Genomic DNA, 15,592 nt, shown 5'->3' on the forward strand with positions numbered 1-15,592 from the left:
CTTTTTCGTCGAGTTCAGATGACGCCGGTCCGCTCCGCCGCCTCGACGGCCGCTGCTTCGTTCATCCCGTTGCCGAGAATCGTATAACGGTCGCGTATCTCGTGGGCCGTCGTGAGCGCTTCGACGACGGTTTCGGCGTCGACGCCGAGTTCGTCCGCCGTGGTCGGCGCGCCGAGGGTCGCCAGCGCGTCGCGGATGCCGCGCCAGTCGCCGCCGTGGAGGTACTCCGCGATGATGGAGCCGACGCCGACCTGATGGCCGTGGAGCGCCGCGCCGGGCGCGATCCGGTCGAGTTTGTGCGAAAAGAGGTGTTCCGCGCCGCTGGCCGGGCGCGACGACCCGGCGATGCTCATGGCGACGCCGGAGGAGACGAGCGCCTTGGTGACCACCCACGCCGACTCTTCGAGGCCGGGCTTGATGGAGCCGGCGTTGTCCACCAGCATCTCGGCGGTCATCTCCGAGAGCGCGGCGGCGTACTCGGAGAACTCGACGTTCTGCAGTCGGTTGGCGAGCCGCCAGTCCTTGACGGCGGTGTAGTTGCTGATGATGTCGGCGCAGCCGGCGGTGGTGAGCCGCCACGGCGCGTCGGCGAGTATCTCCGTGTCGGCGACCACCGCGAGCGGCGGTTCCGCGGCGACGCTGTGTCTGGTGTCCTTCTCCGGAACCGACCCCCGACCGCTGACGATGCCGTCGTGGCTCGCCGCGGTCGGAATCGAGACGAAGCCCCGCCCCAGTTCGTCGCTCGCCATCTTGGCGATGTCGATGGCCTTCCCGCCGCCGACGCCGACGAGGTAGCCCGCGTCCACCTCGCCGGCCGCGTCCATCACTCGTTGGACGGCGGCGAAGCTCGCTTCCTCGACGATGACCGTCTCGACGTCGATTCCAGCGTCCTCGAACTGCGCCACGACGCGCTCGCCCGCCACCTCGTTGGGCGTCGGACTCGTCACGAGGAGGGGGACGCCGTGGAGGTGTAGTTCGGAGATGGCGTCCACCGTCTCCGAGAGCACCCCGTGGCCCACCACCACGTTTCGCGGAAGGCGTATCCACGTCCGTTTCTCGAACATACCCCTCACTCGTTTGGGGACTGTGAAACCAGTTCCGCTCCCGAGACGGTCGGGCGTTCCGCGACGAACGAGTCTCCGACGCGACGCCTTCGAGGGGCCCGTTCGCGTCGAGCGAGTTCCCGCAGTGGAGATAGCGACAGCACCGAACTGTCGATACAATTTTGTGAGTGAACTGTTCACTTTCGCTATGGTCTCCCGCTGGTATCAACTCGGATTGTTGCTCGGCATCGGCGGAGTGCTGCCGTCGGAACAACCGTCGACGTGAGAGGGTCGCGTTTCCGTCGACGCCTCAAATCGTCTCCAGCACGCCCAGCACTCGCTCCTCCTTCTCGCGTCCGGGGTCGTGCTCGCTCCCGTCGCGGTCGCTCTCCAGGTGCTCCTCGACGGTTCGGGCCATCGCCTCCTCGACGGGAGTCGACTCCCATCCGAGCGACGCCAGTTCGTTCGTATCGAGGACGTGCGGGTAGTCGCGGTAGAGGATGTAGTCGTCCACCGAGAGACCCGCCGTGGAGAGTTCGCGGTCGCTGGCGTGGACGAGTTCGACGGAGGTGTCGAGCGCGTCCGCTATCAGTTCGAGCATCTCGTCCATCGTGACGAGTCGGCGGTCGCCGACGTTGTACGCCTCGCCCGGTTCGCCGCGCTCGGCGACGATTCGCAGGGCGCTCGCCACGTCCTCGACGTAGGCGCGGTGCCAGAGGTTCTGGCCGTCGCCGGGGACGAGCAGGCGGTCGTAGCGGTTCGCGCGGTCGAGCCAGAAATCGAGGCGCTCGGTGTAGTCGTGGGGACCGTAGACGATGCAGGGGCGAACGCTCGTCGCGTTCACGCCGCGCTCCGCCGCCTCGAAGACGGCGCGGTCGCCCTCCGCCTTCCGCGGCCCGTAGGAGTCCGCCGAATCGTCCGCCGCCTGTTCGGGCGTGCAGTCGCAGAGCTCCGTCTCGCCCTCGCGCTTGGGAATCTCCTCGCTCGCGTAGGCGCTCCCGCTGGAGATGTAGACGTAGCCGTCCACGTCCGCGAAGATTTCCGTCGCGGCGCGAACGTCGCGCGGGTGGTAGGCCACGCAGTCCGCGACGACGTCCGGGTCGACCGCCTCCGCGGCCCGTTCGAGGGCCGCGTCGTTCGTCCGGTCGCCCTCGAAGTGGTCGACGCCCTCGGTCTCCGCGAAGGGGTTATCGTGGTTGCCGCGGTTGAAAATCGTCACGTCGTAGCCGTTGTCGAGCAGGTCCGTCACGAGGTGGCGACCGATGAACCGCGTCCCCCCGATGACGAGTGCGGAGTCCATACCGGGACACGCGCGTGCTTCGGCAAAACGCTACCGAAGGCGGAAAGGACCGAGAGACGGCGGATGGACGATGGGGACGGTGGCCGAGGGGACGACGGACGGAAGCGGAGGACGGCGGCCGGTACAATGTTTAACTTCCACGCGGGAGTAACCTACATATGCAGGTACGCGAAGCACGAACCGAAGACATATCCGGTATTCGAGACGTAGCGTCACGGTCGCTCGCGTCGACGTACAGTCACTTTTTGGACGAGGACGTCATCGACCACGCCGTCGAGGAGTGGTTCTCCGACGAGAGCCTCGAATCCGAGTTCAAGAGCCGCGGGATGCTGTTTCTCGTCGCGCTCGAAGGGGGCGACGTGGTCGGTTTCACGCAGAGCGACATGCTCCCGGACGTTCCGGAGGGCAACATCCTCTGGTTGCACGTCGACCCCGACCATCGGGGCGGAGGCATCGGAACGTCGCTCCTCGGGCGGACGCAGGAGGTTCTCACGGATAGAGGCGTCAAGACGCTTTCGGGACTGGTGCTCGCCGACAACGAGGAGGGCAACGAGTTCTATCGGCAACACGGTTTCGAGAAGGTGAGCGAGCGGACGACCGATATCGGCGGTCAGACCTACACGGAGAACGTCTACGCGGAAACCGACAAGACGGTGCTGGAGCCCCGAGAGGTCGAGGGGCGAACCCTCTACATCAACCGCGCGGAGAGCAGTCGCGGCTCGAAAGCCCCGTTTTTCGTCGTGTTCACCGACGAGGCGGCCGAGAACCGCTACGGGTACTTCTGCTCGAACTGCGAGTCGTTCGACAACTCGATGGACAGCATGGAGCGAATCGAGTGCAACGAGTGCGGAAACAAGCGTAAGGCGACGCGGTGGGACGCGGCGTACCTCTGAACGGTCGGCGTCGTCCCGGTCGTCCGCCCGTCCTCAATCGTCTGAGACGACCTCGTACCCCGACGCCCGTCCGCCCGCCGAAACCGAACTGGGCGGCGAGGTGCGAACGTCCTCTTGGCCCTCCACGATGGCCCGCCGGTAGGCGTCGGGCATGACCTTTACGAACCGTTCTTTCGCCGCCTCCCAGTTCTCCAGCAGCGCCCGCGCCCTCTCGCTCCCGGTGCCGGCGGCGTGGTTCTCGACCAAGCGCCGGAGCACCGCCTCGTCGCGGTCGTCCAGTTCGTCCGAGAGCGACACGGTTCCGTCGTTGACGCTCTCCTCGAACGCCCCGTCGTCGAGGACGTAGGCCACCCCGCCGGTCATTCCGGCGGCGAAGTTCTCGCCGGTGTCGCCCAACACGACCACGACGCCGCCGGTCATGTACTCGCAGCCGTGGTCGCCGACGCCCTCGACGACCGCCTTCGCGCCGCTGTTGCGGACGCCGAATCGCTCGCCCGCGACGCCGTTGACGTAGGCCTCGCCCGCCGTCGCGCCGTAGAGCGCGACGTTACCGACGAGGACGTCGTTGGCGTCGTAGCCCCCGTCGTCGGGCGTCCGCACGACGATTCGACCGCCGGAGAGACCCTTTCCGACGTAGTCGTTCGCGGCCCCGGTTAGGAACAGGTCGACGCCCGACTGGCAGAACGCGCCGAAGCTCTGGCCCGCGGTGCCCTCGAACCGACAGGAGACGGTTCCGTCGGGAAGTCCCGACGCGCCGTGTTTCGCCGAGATGCGCCCCGAGAGCAGCGCGCCGACGGCCCGGTCGCGGTTCGAAATCGACCGTTCGAGTTCGACCGCCCGCCCGTCGTCGAGGGCGGGGCGGGCGTCGGCGAGCAAGTCGCGGTCGAAGTGCTCGTCCAGTTCATGGTCCTGCTCCCGCGTCTTGGTTCGCCCGCCGGAGGCGTCGGGCGCGGCGAGCACCGCCGAGAGGTCGAGGTGTCGGGCCTTCGGGTGGGTCGTCTCGCGCTGGCGGAGCACGTCCGCGCGCCCGACCATCTCCTCGACCGTCTCGAACCCGAGTTCGGCCATGTACTCGCGGAGTTCCCGCGCGATGAACGTCATGTAGTTCACGACGTGGTCGGGTTCGCCGGGGAAGCGCGCCCTGAGATCCTCGTCCTGCGTGGCGATGCCGACCGGACAGGTGTTCTCGTGACACTGGCGGGCCATCACGCAGCCGCTGGTGACGAGGCTCGCCGTACCGAAGACGTACTCCTCCGCGCCGAGCAGGGCGGCGACGGCCACGTCACGCCCGGTCTTCAGACCGCCGTCGACGCTCACCCGGATGCGCGAGCGAAGCCCGGTCCGCCGGAGCATCTGGTTCGCCTCGGCGAGGCCGAGTTCCCACGGGAGTCCGGCGTTCTTGATGGACGTGCGGGGACTCGCGCCGGTTCCGCCGGAGTGGCCCGAGACGTGGACGACGTCCGCGTCGGCCTTGGCGACGCCGGCCGCGATGGTCCCGATGCCCGCCTCCGAGACGAGCTTCACGTTGATATCGACCCCGTCGCTCGCCGCCTTCAGGTCGTAGACGAGCTGTTTCAGGTCCTCGATGCTGTAGATGTCGTGTTGCGGCGGCGGCGAGATGAGGCCGACGCCGGGCGTGGCGTGGCGGACGTGGGCGATCGTCTCGTTCACCTTCCCGCCGGGAAGGTGACCGCCTTCGCCGGGTTTCGACCCCTGCGCCATCTTTATCTGGAGTTCGTCCGCCGCCTGGAGGTACCTGCTCGTGACGCCGAACCGCCCGCTGGCGACCTGCTTCACCGAGCACTCGCGCTCGGTGTCGAACCGCTCGGGCGGCGAACCGCCCTCGCCGGTGTTGGCCTTGCCGCCGATTCGGTTCATGGCGATGGCGTTGTTCTCGTGGGCCTCGGGCGACAGCGAACCGAGGCTCATCGCCGCCGTCGAGAATCGTTTCACGATGTCCTCGACCGGTTCGACCTCCTCGACGGGGATCGACTCGCGCCCCTCGGTGTCGAACTCGAGGAGCCCACGCAGGGTCTGAAGTCGCTCCTGCTGATCGTTTATCGCGGCGGCGAACTCCCGATACTCCTCGTCGCTCCCCTGTCTGACCGCGCGCTGAAGCGCGCCGACCGTCTTCGGGTTCCACTGGTGGTGGATGCCGTTCGAGCGGTGCTCGAACTCGCCCCGTCGGTCGAGGTCCGATTCGTCCTCGAACGCCGCCTCGTGGCGCGCGAGCGCGTCCTCCTCTATCTCCTCGATGCCGATGCCCTCGGTTCGGTTTTCGGTGCCTTCGAAGTACTCCGCGACGAACTCGCCGTCGAGGCCGACCGCCTCGAACACCTGCGCGCCGCGGTAGCTCTCGACCGTCGAGATGCCCATCTTCGCCGTCGTCTTCAGCAGACCCGCCTCCAGCGCGGAGACGTAGGCCTCGATGGCCTCCGCTTCGTCCGCGCCGTCCGGCCCCGCGACGAGGTCGGCGATGGTTCGGTACGCGAGGTAGGGGTTGACCGCGCCCGCGCCGTAGCCGACGAGCGTTGCGAGGTGGTGGACGGTCCGGGGGTCGCCGGACTCGACCACGAGACCGGTTCTGGTTCGAAGCCCCTCGCGGACGAGGTGGTGGTGCACCGCCCCGGTCGCCAGCAGGGACGGAATCGGAACGCGGTCGTCGCTCGTCCGGCGGTCGGAGAGGACGACGATTTCGGCCCCCGCTTCGACCGCGGTTCGAACCTCGCGTCGGACTCGTTCGACCGCGTCCCGGAGGTCGGTGTCGGGGTCGAACGTGACGTCCACGACCTCGGTCGGGAGGCCCGCCTCCTTCACCGCGGCCAGTTCCGGGTCGGTCAGCACCGGCGAGTCGAGGACGAGTTGTCGGGCGTGGGCCGGCGACTCCGAGAGGAGGTTGCGCTGCCGACCGAGCCGAGTTTCGAGGCTCGTCACCAGTTCCTCGCGGATGTAATCGAGCGGCGGGTTCGTCACCTGCGCGAACAGCTGTTTGAAGTAGGAAAACAGCGGGCGGTCGAACTCCGAGAGCACGGAGAGGGGCGTGTCGTCGCCCATCGACCCGACCGGGTCCTTGCCGTCGTTCGCCATCGGTTCGAGGAGTTCGGTCAGTTCGTCGTGGGTGTACCCCCAGACCGCCTGCCGGGCGCGGAGCGACCCCGGTCGCTCGTCGGGGGTCGGGTCGGCGACATCGGGCAGGTGTAGCTGCTCTCGCTCCACCCACTCGGCGTACCGCTCGTCGGTCAGGTCGTCGAACACCTCCTCGTCGGAGACGACCCCTCCCGCTTCGGGGTCGGCGAGAAAGAGCTGTCCGGGCCGGAGACGGCCCCGCTCGACTATCTCCTCGTCGGGCGTGTCGAGCGCCCCGGCCTCGCTCGCCATCACCAGTCGGTCGTCTTCCGTCAGGTCGTACCGGCAGGGCCGGAGACCGTTTCTGTCGAGCACCGCACCGACGCGCTCGCCGTCGGTCGCGGCGACGAGCGCGGGACCGTCCCACGGTTCGACCAGCGAGGCGTGGAAGTCGTACCACGCCCGTCGGTCGCCGTCGGTGCGCTCGCGCCACGCCTCCGGCACGAGCATCCGAAGGGCGTGGGGCAGGTCGCGGCCGTCCTGCAGGAGGAGTTCGAGGACGTTGTCGACGACGGCGGTGTCGCTCTGGTCGGCGTGCGTGACGGGCGTGATACGGTCGATGTCCTCGCCGAGGCGCTCGCTTTCGAGGTCGGTCTGGCGCGCCGCCATCCAGTTGACGTTCCCTCGGATGGTGTTTATCTCGCCGTTGTGGACGACGCGCCGGTAGGGGTGCGCGAGGTGCCACGCGCCGAGCGTGTTCGTCGAGAAGCGGGCGTGAACCATGGCGAGCGAGGACTCGAACCGCTCGTCCGCGAGGTCGGGGTAGTACCGCGGGAGTTGCTCGCCCGTTAGCAGTCCCTTGTAGACCAGCGTCTTCCGGTCGAGCGAACAGACGTAGAGTTCCTCGTCGCGCGCCTCGACTTCCTTCTCCAGGACGCGCCGCGCGACGTACAGGCTTCGGTCGAACGCGTCGGTCGACTGTCCCGCCGACGGCCGGACGAAACACTGGACGACCGCGGGTTCCGAATCGAGCGCCGTCTCGCCGAGGTCGTCGTTGTCGGTCGGAACCGCGCGCCAGTGGAACACCGTCAGCCCCTCGGCTTCGAGGACTTCCTCGACGGTTCGTCGCAGTCGGCGGCGAGCGTCGTCGGCGCGGGGGAGGAACAGCTGACCGACGGCGTACGTCTCCGGAAGTTCGCGGTCGAGTTCCGCCGCGAAAAAGGAGTCCGGTCGTTGGACGAGGATGCCGGCACCGTCCCCGGTATTCGGTTCCGCGCCCGTGGTTCCGCGGTGTTCGAGGTTGGCGAGCAGCGAGACGCCGTCCGATACTATCCCGTGGCTGGCGTCGGCATCGAGGTCCATGACGATGCCGACGCCGCAGTTCGACCGCTGGTCGGTCGGGTCGGCGAGTCCGTGAGTCATTGTCATCCTGCATGGCCAGACGGTATAAGAGACTACTCCTGAAGGACTAAATGAATGCTATTGTCAATACTATCACCTTATATAGTGGTCAAACGGTGAAATATCCCGGAAATAAACGACAAGACCGAGAACTAGTCGATTGGTTCGTGCCTAACTGACCGATAAGCTCCGCAATTAGCGGTCGATCGTCAAATCTCTCCATTACTCCCGTTCGATGAGCGCCTGCAGGTCGTCTTCGTCGTAGTTGACGAGAAGCCGCGATTCATCCTTGAACGTTCGCAACACGATCTGCGTCGAGGAGTGTTCGATGCCGTCGGTGTGGATGATGTTGTCGATGTACTCCTGCAGGTGGTCGTGGTCGCGTAGGTGGGCGATGACGGTGAACGACTTATCGCCGAGCATGAAGTAGACGGTCTGCACCCCCGAGATGCCGCACAGATTCTCGCCGATATCCTCGTAGTCCGGGCCGTACTCGCTCCGAATCTCCGTGATGGCGGTGAGTTCGAGTCCGAGTTCGCGAGCGTCGAGTTTCGAGACGGTGCCCGACAGGATACCCTGTTTGCGGTACTTGTCGAGTCGATAATACACCGTCGAAGTGCTGATTCCGAGTTCGTCGCTCACTTCGTCCACGTCGATGTCACCTTCTCTGTCGAGCCATCGAAGGATTTTGAAGTCCTTTTCGTCTAGATTAACGTCTGCCATGTCTAAGCGGTCGTAGTCGGGTTTCTAAAACTTTGCTAAGAATTACCGGGTTGTATGAATCGTGTTCCTACGGATTACAATACGTGTCGGCCGGGACGATTGTCCCAACTTCCCTCAAGATATCGTGCGAAAAATCCACTCAAACCGCTATATAATTTTCTTTTCCAACCTTCCCCGGAAACCACCCATCGATTATCCTTCCCGAACTGGTGAGAATCGTGGTTCGTCCTTCAACACCGATCGCAGAAACGCGCGGCGTCGCACGACCCGTCGAAGGACTTTCGAAACCGCGCGGGCGTTCAACCGCGGTGCGGGACGAAGAACGACGGAGGCTCAGTAGGTCTTGGCGAAGTACGCCGTCTCCTCGCTCTCGTCGCCGCAGACGGCGCACTCGTCGCCGACGGGTTCTTCGTCCCTGTCGAGGGGCACCATGACTATCTCCGCCGCGATCTGGTCCTTGATCTCGGCTTCGCACGCTTCGTCGCCGCACCACGCCGTCTTCACGTAGCCGCCGTGCTGACCGATGGTGCCGAGGATGTCGGCGCGGGAGTCGGCTTCGCGGATGTTCGCTTCGAGGTTCTCCTCGGCCGATTCGTACAGTTTGTCGTACACCGCGTCGAGGTGGTCTTCCACCGCTTCGGCGATACCGACGCGACTCTCTGCGACCGATTCGCCGTCGGGTCGGTGGACGACCGTCACCTCGTCGTCTTGGACCTCGTTCGGGCCGATTTCGAAGCGGACGGGGACGCCTTTGAGCTCCCACTCGTTGAACTTGAAACCGGGGTTGCGCTCGTCGCGGTCGTCCAGTTCGACGCGAACGCCGGCGTCTTCGAGGTCGTCCGCGACGTTGGCCGCGTAGGAGAGCACCTCCTCGCGGTTCTCCTCCTGCCAGATGGGGACGATGACGACCTGCTCGGGCGCGAGGGCTGGCGGGCAGACGAATCCCTGTTCGTCGCTGTGGGTCATGATGAGCGCCCCGAGCGCGCGCCACGACAGCCCCCACGAGGTCGTGTGGGCCACGCGCTCGTCCTCGTTCTCGTCGGTGAACAGGAGGTCGTAGGCCTCCGCGAAGCCCTGTCCTAGGTAGTGGCTCGTCGCGCTCTGGACGGATTTGCCGTCCGGCATCATCGCTTCCACCGTCGTCGTGGTGTCCGCGCCGGGGAACTTGTCGTGTTCGGGCTTGCGGCCGCGCATGACCGGGATGGCGAGCACCTCCTCGAAGAGGCGCGCGTACTGCTCGAGGCGGGTCATCGTCTCGTCCCACGCCTCCTCCTCGGTCGCGTGGGCGGTGTGGCCCTCCTGCCAGAGGAACTCCTTGGTGCGGAAGAAGGGTTTCGTGTCGGTGGCCTCCCAGCGGATGACGCTACACCACTGGTTGAGTCGGAGCGGGAGGTCGCGGTGGCTTCGCACCCACTGACTCATGAACGGCGTGATGATGCTCTCGCTGGTGGGACGGAACGCGAGGCGCTCTTCGAGTTCTTCGTGGCCGCCGTGGGTGACCCACGCCACCTCGGGGTCGAACCCCTCGACGATGTCGCTCTCGCGTTCGAGGTAGCTCTCGGGGATGAGCGCGGGGAAGTAGGCGTTTCGCGACCCCGTCTCCTTGAACCACGAATCGAGGTGGTCCTGCACGCCCTCCCAGAGGGCGTACCCCCGGGGCCGGGTGACGATGAACCCGCCCATGGGGGCGTAGTCCGCGAGACCCGCCTTCAGTACCACTTCGGCGTACCAGTCCCCGGTTTCGTACTGTTTGCTTTTGGTTATCCCGAGTTCCTGTTCGTTGTCGCTCATTACATCTATCCAGTCCGGATGCGCTCTTAAATCCCCTGAAGTGACCGACCCGGAGGGACGGTGCGAATCGAGGAGTCGGTCGGCGGGGGCGGCCGTCTCTCAACTCTTAAGACTCAGCCCCGCAACAGTCCAAACAATGTTCGACGCGGACGACCTCGAAGAGATCCGCCGGGGGAAAGACGACTGGGAGGACGAGACGCTCGGACCCACGTTGGAGCGCTTCGGCGAACGAAAGGAGGAGTTCACGACCGACACGGACGGACAGACGGTCGAGCGACTCTACACGCCGAACGACGTGGCCGAGACGGACTACGAGGACGACCTCGGCTTCCCCGGCGAGGAACCCTACACCCGCGGCGTCTACCCGACGATGTACCGCGGGCGACTGTGGACGATGCGACAGTACGCCGGCTTCGGCACGGCCGAGGAGACGAACGAACGCTACCACTACCTCATCGACAACGGGCAGACCGGGCTCTCGGTCGCGTTCGACCTGCCGACGCAGATGGGGTACACCTCCGACGACGAGATGTCGGCCGGCGAAGTCGGCAAGTCGGGGGTCGCCATCGACTCTCTGGCGGACATGGAGACGCTCTTCGACGGCATCCCGCTGGACGAGGTGAGCACGTCGATGACCATCAACGCGCCGGCCTCGGTGCTGCTGGCGATGTACATCGCGGTCGGCGACGAGCAGGGAGTCCCCCGAGAACAGCTCCGGGGCACCATCCAGAACGACCTGTTGAAGGAGTACATCGCCCGAAACACGTACATCTACCCGCCGGAACCGTCGATGCGTATCATCACCGACATCTTCGAGTTCTGCGCCGAGGAGACGCCGAAGTTCAACACCATCTCCATCTCGGGCTACCACGTCCGCGAGGCGGGCGCGACCGCTGCGCAGGAACTCGCCTTCACGCTCGGCAACGGAATCGAGTACGTCGAAGCCGCCCTCGACGCGGGACTGGACGTGGACGAGTTCGCCCCGCAGCTCTCTTTCTTCTTCAACGCGCACAACGACATCCTCGAAGAGGTCGCCAAGTTCCGCGCCGCCCGGCGGATGTGGGCGACCATCATGGAGGAGCGGTTCGGCGCGGAGAGCCCGAAATCGAAGCAGCTCAAGTTCCACACGCAGACCGCGGGTTCCACCCTGACCGCCCAGCAGATAGAGAACAACGTCGTCCGCGTCGCGTATCAGGCGCTCGCCGCCGTCCTCGGCGGCACGCAGAGCCTCCACACGAACGGGAAAGACGAGGCGCTGGCGCTCCCGACCGAACAGAGCGTGCGAACCGCGCTCCGAACTCAACAGATTCTCGCCCACGAGAGCGGTGCCGCCGACACCATCGACCCCCTCGCCGGAAGCTACTACGTCGAAGCCCTCACGGACGACCTCGAAGAAGAAGCGTTCGACATCATCGACACCGTGGACGAGAAGGGCGGGATGCTCTCGGCCATCGAGAGCCAGTGGGTGCAGCGCCGGATTCAGGACGTCGCGTTCGACCGCCAGCAGGAGGTCGAGGCGGGCGAGCGCATCATCGTCGGCGTCAACGAGTTCGAGGTAGACGAGGAGCCGGAGATGGACATCCAGGAGGTCACCGAGGAGGACGAACGCCGACAGATAGACCGCCTGAACGAGGTCCGGGAGGAGCGCGACGAGGAAGCGGTCGAGGCGACGCTGGCCGCACTCAGCGAGGCGGCGGAGGGCGACGACAACCTCATGCCGTACATCGTCGACGCGGTGAAAGCCTACGCCACGGTCGGCGAAGTCTGCGACGTGCTCCGCGACGCGTTCGGGGAGTACCAGCCCGGGACGGCGGTGTGACGCTCGAACCGACGAGGGCGTTTCACCGACGTTATATCGACCGACGACGAGTTGCAAACATGCGAATCGACCACATGGGCGTCGCCACCGAGAACGCCGACGAACTGGCCGAGCGGTACGGCGCGCTCTTCGGCGCACCCGTCGCCCACGAGGAGGAGTTCGACGGCCTGAAGGTCGTCTTCCTCGACTTCGAGGGGAGCTACTTCGAACTGCTCGAACCGACCGAGGAGGGAACCGTCTCGCGCTATCTCGACCGTCGCGGGCCGGGCATCCACCACGTCGCGCTTCGAACCGAGGATATCGAGAGCGCGCTGAAGACGGCCCGCGAGCACGGCGTCGAACTCATCGACGAGGAGCCGCGACCCGGCGCGTGGGGTCACGACGTCGCGTTTCTCCACCCGAAATCGACGGGCGGCGTGCTCGTGGAGTACGTCGAGCACTGACGAAAACGACCGCGGACGAGCGGATTATTTGAACCGGAACGTCTCCAGGTTCTTCGGCGCGAACGTGCGGATGTTGTACTCGTGGTAGAGCGACGAGGAGAGGTCCTGCGTCGAACTCTCGTCGCCGTGGACGCAGAGCACCTTCTCGGGGCGGGGGTTCATCGTCTTCACGAAGTTCATCAGCCCCTGTCTGTCGGCGTGGCCGGAGAAGCCGTCCACCGTCTCGACGTCCATCTTCAGGCTGAGGGTATTGCTTCGGCTGCCGCGTCCGTTGAGCGGAATCTCGTCCCAACCGCTCTGGATGCGACGCCCGAGCGTCCCCTGCGCCTGGTAGCCGACGAACACCATCGTGTTGTCGGGGTCGCCGCCGAGGTGTTCGAGCCACGACATGATCGGACCGCCGGTGACCATCCCGGAGGTCGAGAGGATGATACACTGGTCGCCGTCGGCGACGTCCTGTCGTTCGTCCTCGCCGCCGTCGATGTGGTTGAACTGCGGGGCGAGGAACGGGTTCTCGTCCTCGTGGAAGATGCGGTCGCGGAGGTCGTCGCGCAGGTACTCGGGGTAGGTCGTGTGGATGGCCGTCGCCTCCCATATCATCCCGTCCAGGTGGACGGGCATGGTCGGGATGTCGCCCTTCCGCATCGCCTCCTCGATGACGAGCATCATCTCCTGGGAGCGCCCCACCGCGAACGCGGGGATGACGACCTTGCCGCCCTTCTCGTACGTCTCGTTGATTATCCGCTTGAGATTGCGTTCGGAGTCCTCCTGGTCGGTCTGGTAGTCGTTGCGACCGCCGTAGGTCGATTCGAGCACCAGCGTCTCGACGCGGGGGAAGTCGTTGACCGCGCCGTTGAACAGGCGCGTGTCGGTGTAGTGGATGTCGCCCGAGAACGCCACGTTGTACAGGCCGTCGCCGATGTGGAAGTGCGTCACCGCGGAGCCGAGGATGTGACCCGCGTTGTGGAACGTGAGCTTCACGTCCGGCGCGACGTCGGTCACGTCGCCGTACTCCAGCGGGATGGTGTGTTTGATGGCTTCCCGAACCATCTCGCTCTCGTACGGCGGGACGCGGCCCTCCTTCGCGGCCACGTCGAGGTAGTCGAGTTGGAGGAGTCCCATCAGGTCGCGGGTGGGCTCGGTCGTGTATATCGGGCCGTCGTAACCGTACTTGAACAGGAGCGGGATGAGCGCGCTGTGGTCCAGGTGAGCGTGCGTGAGCACCACCGCGTCGATGGTGCTCGCGCCAGCCCCCAGCGCCTCCTCGACCTGCAGGTACGGCACGTCGTCGGACCCCGGTTTGTCGCCGCAGTCGATGAGGATGCGGGTCTCCGGCGTCGAGAGGATGAAGCTCGCCCGCCCGACCTCCCGACAGCAGCCGAGGGTCGTGATGCGAACCCACTCCTCGTTGCTCATCTCCTCGCGGTGTATCTGTCTGCCGACCTTCTCCAGGACGTCCCGGCGGTCTTCGCGCTCCTGTTTCAGGAAGTTCCTGACGTTCGACACCGTGGAGGACTCGATGGGCGGCGTGCGAACGACCTCCGGCGTCCAGCCTACTTCCTGCGTTATCTGTCGGAGCGTGCTTCCGTGCTTGCCGATGACCATTCCCGGCTTCTCGGCTTCGATGACGACTTCCCCGGTGTCCACGTGGAAGTCGAGGTCGGTCACGCCCGCTTCGTCGGGGATGACCTCGAGGATGTCCTCCCGGGCGCTCTCGGGTCGGGAGAGCACGTCCGGGTCGGGACGAACCGTGATTCGCTTCCGAAGCTGGCTCGCCAGCTTTCGGATGAGGTCGCCGTTGCGCGCGAACTTCTTGGGGTCGCGCGTGTAGACGACGAGTTCGGGTCCTTCGTACTTCACGTCCGACACCGAAATGTCGCTCGGCAGTTCGCTCGTGATCGTTGCTTTGAGGTCTTCGAGTTGTTGCTCTACTTTACTCATGGTGAAAACAGTCTGCTTCGTCCGTTGCGAGACGGGGTGCTGTCGTTCCGACGTGTCGGGCGGCGCCGTAGACGGTGAGTTCGACCACCGTGACCACTACGACTCGTCCAGCACAACATAGATTGTCTCGATTTTTCTGCGGGATTGTGTGATTGCGCGGTCGCGCGTACTGTAGTCCTGGTCTCCGAAAGCCAACCGTTCAAGGTAGACGCAGGAAAACCCGCTTATCACCCAGTAAACGGTGCGATTATAAAAGCCTTCTCAAAAATGCTAAATCCCCGCTCGTCGACGCCTTCCCCATGCAGCTATCCCCGTCCGCGGTGGCCGACGAACGCGAATGGGTCCGGAACCGAACCGAGGCGGTGACGCTCATCAACCGCGTCCGAGCGGACCTCGGCGAGGCGTTCGGTACGGACGTGGCAAGCGTCTCCGAATCGGCGTACCGCGACGAGGTCGACGCCGTCTTCGCGGACGGCGACCTCGCGGTGAACGTCGCGGCGCTGGTCGCCGTCCTCCGCGACCTGGACGTGGACGACGACTACCCGGGCTTCGTCGTGGACGAACTGCTCGGCCGGGAACTCGCCGGGATGATCGCCGGCACCCAACCCCTGCGCTTGCTCGGCGAGGCGACCTTCCACTACGCGGACGTGATGCACCACGCCGACGACGAGGCGGCGGGACTGGACGACCTCGACGCCGCGCTCGCCGCCGGGTTTCAGACGCGACTACCGGGGTGGTCGTGGACGGAGAGCGAGAGTCCGTTTTCGGTGGAGTGAGACTACGGATCGACGCCGAAGCCGAAATAGCGTCCTCCGCACACGATGTCGAATCCGATAACCCCGAGCGAGAGCGTGCCGACGACCGCGAGAGCGACTTGCCAGAGTTCGTTCGAACCGACGAGAGTGGCTGCCAAGACCGACCACGCGAGACAGACGAAACCGATTTCGGACGGTCGGTGCCCCTCGACGTTCCACGGAAGGTCGATGGTCGAGAACACGAGGAGCAGGCCGCCGAGAACGCCGAGCGATAGCCGGACCAGCGCGGCCGCCTCTCTCGGTGCGCCGCCCGTCAAAAGGAGGCCGAGGTTGAGGAACAGAACCAGAACTCCGAGCCAACGCACTCCTCGCGGCCCTATCCCTCCGGTGGGCGCGCTGATGGTCGGCGCTTCATGC

11 protein-coding genes are annotated in these 15,592 nt (G+C 65.6%); 4 read left to right on the forward strand and 7 right to left on the reverse strand.

Going from position 1 to position 15,592, the window contains the following annotated elements:
- Positions 1 to 14: 14 nt before the first annotated feature.
- Entirely contained in the window at positions 15 to 1,064 is a 1,050-nt protein-coding gene (locus LIX00_RS07060; protein WP_227355497.1) for an NAD(P)-dependent glycerol-1-phosphate dehydrogenase, read from the reverse strand.
- 289 nt (positions 1,065 to 1,353) lie between these two features.
- A complete protein-coding gene (locus LIX00_RS07065) occupies positions 1,354 to 2,343 on the reverse strand; it encodes an NAD-dependent epimerase/dehydratase family protein (RefSeq protein ID WP_227355498.1) in 990 nt (329 codons plus the stop codon).
- A gap of 158 nt (positions 2,344 to 2,501) precedes the next feature.
- On the opposite strand from LIX00_RS07065, the gene LIX00_RS07070 reads away from it, so the two are divergent.
- The gene (locus LIX00_RS07070) at positions 2,502 to 3,236 is read left to right on the forward strand and encodes a GNAT family N-acetyltransferase (protein ID WP_227355499.1); all 735 of its coding nucleotides are present in this window, start codon (positions 2,502 to 2,504) and stop codon (positions 3,234 to 3,236) included.
- Positions 3,237 to 3,269: 33 nt separating this feature from the next.
- Here LIX00_RS07070 and gltB read toward each other — a convergent pair whose 3' ends face one another.
- The 3 genes from gltB to proS all read right to left on the reverse strand — a co-directional run bounded on the left by gltB (position 3,270) and on the right by proS (position 10,217).
- The gene (gltB, locus tag LIX00_RS07075; RefSeq protein ID WP_227355500.1) at positions 3,270 to 7,724 is read right to left on the reverse strand and encodes a glutamate synthase large subunit; all 4,455 of its coding nucleotides are present in this window, start codon (positions 7,722 to 7,724) and stop codon (positions 3,270 to 3,272) included.
- Positions 7,725 to 7,925: 201 nt separating this feature from the next.
- Positions 7,926 to 8,426 (reverse strand): Lrp/AsnC family transcriptional regulator, encoded by a 501-nt coding sequence (locus LIX00_RS07080; protein ID WP_227355501.1) that lies wholly within the window; start codon positions 8,424 to 8,426, stop codon positions 7,926 to 7,928.
- A gap of 333 nt (positions 8,427 to 8,759) precedes the next feature.
- Positions 8,760 to 10,217 carry a proline--tRNA ligase gene (gene proS, locus LIX00_RS07085; RefSeq protein ID WP_227355502.1) on the reverse strand — a complete coding sequence of 486 codons (1,458 nt, stop codon included), beginning with the start codon at positions 10,215 to 10,217 and terminating at the stop codon, positions 8,760 to 8,762.
- A 136-nt stretch (positions 10,218 to 10,353) separates the two neighbouring features.
- Here proS and LIX00_RS07090 point away from each other — a divergent pair, with 136 nt between their 5' ends.
- Both LIX00_RS07090 and mce read left to right on the forward strand, forming a co-directional pair.
- Positions 10,354 to 12,036: an acyl-CoA mutase large subunit family protein gene (locus LIX00_RS07090; protein ID WP_227355503.1), complete on the forward strand. Its 1,683-nt coding sequence runs from the start codon at positions 10,354 to 10,356 to the stop codon at positions 12,034 to 12,036.
- Positions 12,037 to 12,095: 59 nt separating this feature from the next.
- On the forward strand, positions 12,096 to 12,479 hold the full coding sequence (gene mce, locus LIX00_RS07095) for a methylmalonyl-CoA epimerase (protein WP_227355504.1): 384 nt from the start codon (positions 12,096 to 12,098) through the stop codon (positions 12,477 to 12,479).
- Positions 12,480 to 12,503: 24 nt separating this feature from the next.
- Here mce and LIX00_RS07100 read toward each other — a convergent pair whose 3' ends face one another.
- The gene (locus LIX00_RS07100; RefSeq protein ID WP_227355505.1) at positions 12,504 to 14,420 is read right to left on the reverse strand and encodes a beta-CASP ribonuclease aCPSF1; all 1,917 of its coding nucleotides are present in this window, start codon (positions 14,418 to 14,420) and stop codon (positions 12,504 to 12,506) included.
- A 299-nt stretch (positions 14,421 to 14,719) separates the two neighbouring features.
- Between LIX00_RS07100 and LIX00_RS07105 the strand changes: the two genes are divergently transcribed.
- The gene (locus LIX00_RS07105; RefSeq protein WP_227355506.1) at positions 14,720 to 15,196 is read left to right on the forward strand and encodes a DUF7984 family protein; all 477 of its coding nucleotides are present in this window, start codon (positions 14,720 to 14,722) and stop codon (positions 15,194 to 15,196) included.
- A 2-nt stretch (positions 15,197 to 15,198) separates the two neighbouring features.
- Here LIX00_RS07105 and LIX00_RS07110 read toward each other — a convergent pair whose 3' ends face one another.
- Positions 15,199 to 15,540 carry a DUF7994 family protein gene (locus tag LIX00_RS07110; RefSeq protein WP_227355507.1) on the reverse strand — a complete coding sequence of 114 codons (342 nt, stop codon included), beginning with the start codon at positions 15,538 to 15,540 and terminating at the stop codon, positions 15,199 to 15,201.
- Positions 15,541 to 15,592: the final 52 nt, after the last annotated feature.

The organism is Haladaptatus salinisoli, from assembly GCF_020614375.1.
In the GTDB taxonomy this organism is placed as follows: Archaea; Halobacteriota; Halobacteria; order Halobacteriales; family Haladaptataceae; genus Haladaptatus; species Haladaptatus salinisoli.